Consider the following 3,242-nt stretch of genomic DNA (forward strand, 5'->3'; position numbering starts at 1 on the left):
ATATCATAAGCCGGCAATCCGTAAACTGAACCGACTATTGTGCCTGAATCGCGCACAGAGTTACAATGGATTGTACCATTTAGAGTAACTTCATCGGTAACATAGTATGCAGGATTTACAGAAGCTGTGAATTTGGTATTAGTAATGTTAGGAAAAAATTCAGAAGGAACTTCCTCATAATCGAGATTCGACAGTTGACCTACCAAGGTAACTATAGTTTTGGTATCAAGAGCCATCAGATTCTCTTTTGGAAGAAAGAGTTTTAGCTCAATACCACCGCCACTCATTAATACATGATCTTCCTCGATAGAATGGATATATCCTGTATAAGTATAGACTTTATCAGAATAATCTTTTTTGGCTCTTACTTTATTCGCATGGGAATCCGATTCAAATTGCTTAAAATCAAATTCTTCGGAGACTTCAAGCAGTTCTTCTTTTGATAATATTTCATTACCGGATTCATCTGTCGGTTGCTCTTGCCCTGCTGAATTAAGTACTGCTACAGTGTTGCCTGTACCCCCCCCCCCGCACGCGGAGAGCGCCATTGCGGTGGCCACAGCGGTTACCGCCAAAAGTTTTTTCTTCTTATCTTTATCCTCCTTTAATCGCGCAAAAAAGCACGAAATTATAACGGGTTTTCATATATTATATTAAGAAGGACTATTGCAAAGGACTAATTCGCCCCGTTGAAAATGGACTGAAGCCCGTTGCCCCAGTCTCAGATAGACCTCTAAATAGATTTGCTTGTCATTGCTTTGCTCCAGCACCACAATATGATCCAGAATCGTTGCCACAACTTCAGAGTGAATCCCGTTTGTAAAATCCAGTTCCTCCCAGAGTGCTTTTTCCAGCGCTTCGGCATTTATCTCCGTTCCTTTTTGGACTTGCTCCTGCTGTTGCAGGGTCGCCTTTTGTTCCTCCAGGGCGGAGATCTGGCGGTTGAATCGGTCATTACGCACCTTGAACTCTGAAAGGGTAATGGCATCCGCCATGCTCAGCTCCAGCAGCTTATCTTTCTTCTCCTCAATCTGGCCGATCTGCACCTCAATTCGCCCGATCTGCGCAGAGTAGTCCACGCTGTTGTCGGTTTCCCCGATACTGTTCAGCACCAGCCGGATGATCTGTGCTTTCTCTGTTACCACTTTTTGAAACAGGTCTGCTAAAACGAGATCTACTTCATCGCTGCGAACAGACGGCAGGCTGCATGCATCCTTCCCTTTCTGGCGGTACATTTTGCATCGCCAGAACTCCCGCACACCCTTTTGGGTTTTGAAGGACTGTCGTTGGAGGCTGGTGCCATGGATACCGCAGACGATCTTTCCGCTGTATGCATAGCGGTTATGGTAGCTGGTGGATTTTGTCCGAACCTCTCTGCTGCGCTGCTTGAAGATGGCATTGGCACGATCCCACAATTCTTCCGAGACAATGGCCGGGATATTGGGGTCTGGATACATGACCCATTCGCTTTCCTCCAAAAAGGCTTTCTTCTTGGTACGATAGTCCAGCGTCTGGGTTTTGTTCCCACAGTACCACCCCTTGTATTTGGGGTTGGTCAGCATGTGTTTGATGGTAAGCTGATTGAACTCATTGCCCAGCAGACTGGTGTGTCCCCGCCGGGTCAGCTCCTGGGCGATTTTTCGGATTCCATACTTGCCGGTGGCGTAAAGTTCAAAAACGAGCTTCACCGCCTCGGCCTGTTCCGGGATGATGGTCAGTTTGCAGTCCTTCTTGTCATAGCCCCACAGTCGGTTGTTGCCCAGCACATGGCCGTTCTTGATGGACTGCCGAAAGCCAAATTTCAGGCGTTCAGACAGCTTCCGCACCTCATCCTGGGCCACGCCTGCCATGACCACCAAACGAAACTCGCTGTCGGTGTCCAGAGTGTTGATGTTGTCGTTCTGAAAGAGGACACCTACATTGGCATCCAACAGCTCCTGTGTATACTGGATGCTGTCCAGCGTACTTCTGGAAAAACGGGAAATCTCTTTGGTGATGATGAAGTCAAACAGGCCCCTGTGGGCATCGTCAATCATACGCAGAAAACTCTCCCGCTTATAGGTACTGGTGCCGGAAATACCTTCATCCACATAGCCTTGCACGAATGTCCAGTTTGGGTTTTTCTGAATGAACTCCGTATAATACTGAACCTGGTTTTCCAGGCTTCCTTGCTGTTCCACCTTTTCCGTGGATACACGGGCGTAATATGTAACCCGCAGGGGCAGGTCATAGATTGACCTGCCCATTCGCATTTGCTCTCGCAGCTTTCTAATAGTCATCATGCCGCTGATCCTCCTTTTGGTTTTGTAAAGGTTTATCCTCAGCATAATGGGTAAAATGCTTTCTGTCAAAAAACCGAGAGCAGCTGGCAGAGAGATAGAGATCTTCTGAGATCATATTCCGCTGCCACAATCGTTTCAAAAGAATCAGCCCAACCTCACGGTCAATCTCATTCATGGCCAAACCTCCTCTCGTTACCTTATGCAATCCGGGCAAACGCTATGATGTAATTGCTTTCAAAGTCACATGAACGCACTGGCAACTTGCGCTGCCAGTGCGTGGTATCTGACTTTGAATATGATGGTCATACTCGTCGCCACATTTATCGAACCCCTGGCGAAGTGGGAACATGGCAGGTTGTCCGTGGCGAGGACGATTCATAACTCCACAGCGTCGGTCGGGCCGTGCGCCGCAGGGTTCCCCCTCTTACGTGGGAGGCCACCGTTTGGAAGTACCATTATATCTGTGCTGCACTCCTCCTGAATGTGCCATAGGCATCCAGGCGTATCGCTTATAGATCGCTCTTATCGGCATATCCGATGGTCATGGCGGTAAACGAAAGATTGCATTGGCACAGTGACGTACCTGCTCATGCTGCCGATATTCCATTATCAAGGTTCACCGAGAAGTGAAAACCCCTCTATTAACAAGGACATCTGGAGGCGATTTTTTAAGTCTCTTTGAAAAGTTTTTCTAAAATCTTTTTGAGATTCTTTTTGCCAGCCTGGATGCTGTAATAGACCGCTTGTACGGAGGTGCCGTCCGCAGCGGCGATTTCTTCCAAGGTCATGTCCATAAAGTAATAGGCATAGATCCGGTCTGCCTGTTTTCTGGGGATAGACCGCATAGCTTTGTAAAGTTCTTCGTTCTGGATATGCCGCATCGTTTCTTCTTCCGGCCCAGGTACTCGCTCAAGGATATGGGCCTCCACCCCCGGCTGGTTCTCCAGGGAGAACACATCC

Annotated in this window: 4 protein-coding genes; all 4 read right to left on the minus strand. The window is 48.0% G+C overall.

The genetic code is table 11. The features are described 5' to 3' along the window. A partial coding sequence (locus Q0K19_RS15325; protein ID WP_297249493.1) for a hypothetical protein occupies nt 1–575 on the minus strand: 575 nt, incomplete at its 3' end. A gap of 78 nt (nt 576–653) precedes the next feature. Next, nucleotides 654–2,282 carry a recombinase family protein gene (locus Q0K19_RS15330; RefSeq protein WP_297249495.1) on the minus strand — a complete coding sequence of 543 codons (1,629 nt, stop codon included), beginning with the start codon at nt 2,280–2,282 and terminating at the stop codon, nt 654–656. Next, a complete protein-coding gene (locus tag Q0K19_RS15335) occupies nt 2,269–2,457 on the minus strand; it encodes a hypothetical protein (protein WP_204899936.1) in 189 nt (62 codons plus the stop codon). Before Q0K19_RS15335 ends, Q0K19_RS15330 begins: the two co-directional genes overlap by 14 nt. A 493-nt stretch (nt 2,458–2,950) precedes the next feature. Continuing rightward, nucleotides 2,951–3,242 (minus strand): sigma-70 family RNA polymerase sigma factor (locus Q0K19_RS15340; RefSeq protein WP_297249500.1); only part of this gene is annotated, 292 nt, incomplete at its 5' end.

The organism is uncultured Brachyspira sp. (genome assembly GCF_944393015.1).
Taxonomy (GTDB): Bacteria; Spirochaetota; Brachyspiria; order Brachyspirales; family Brachyspiraceae; genus Brachyspira.

Bases quoted from the DNA above. Each gene is read 5' to 3' on its own strand.
- Q0K19_RS15335 (WP_204899936.1), bottom strand. From the start codon at position 2,457: ATGAATGAGATTGACCGTGAGGTTGGGCTGATTCTTTTGAAACGATTG.
- Q0K19_RS15330 (WP_297249495.1), bottom strand. From the start codon at position 2,282: ATGATGACTATTAGAAAGCTGCGAGAGCAAATGCGAATGGGCAGGTCA.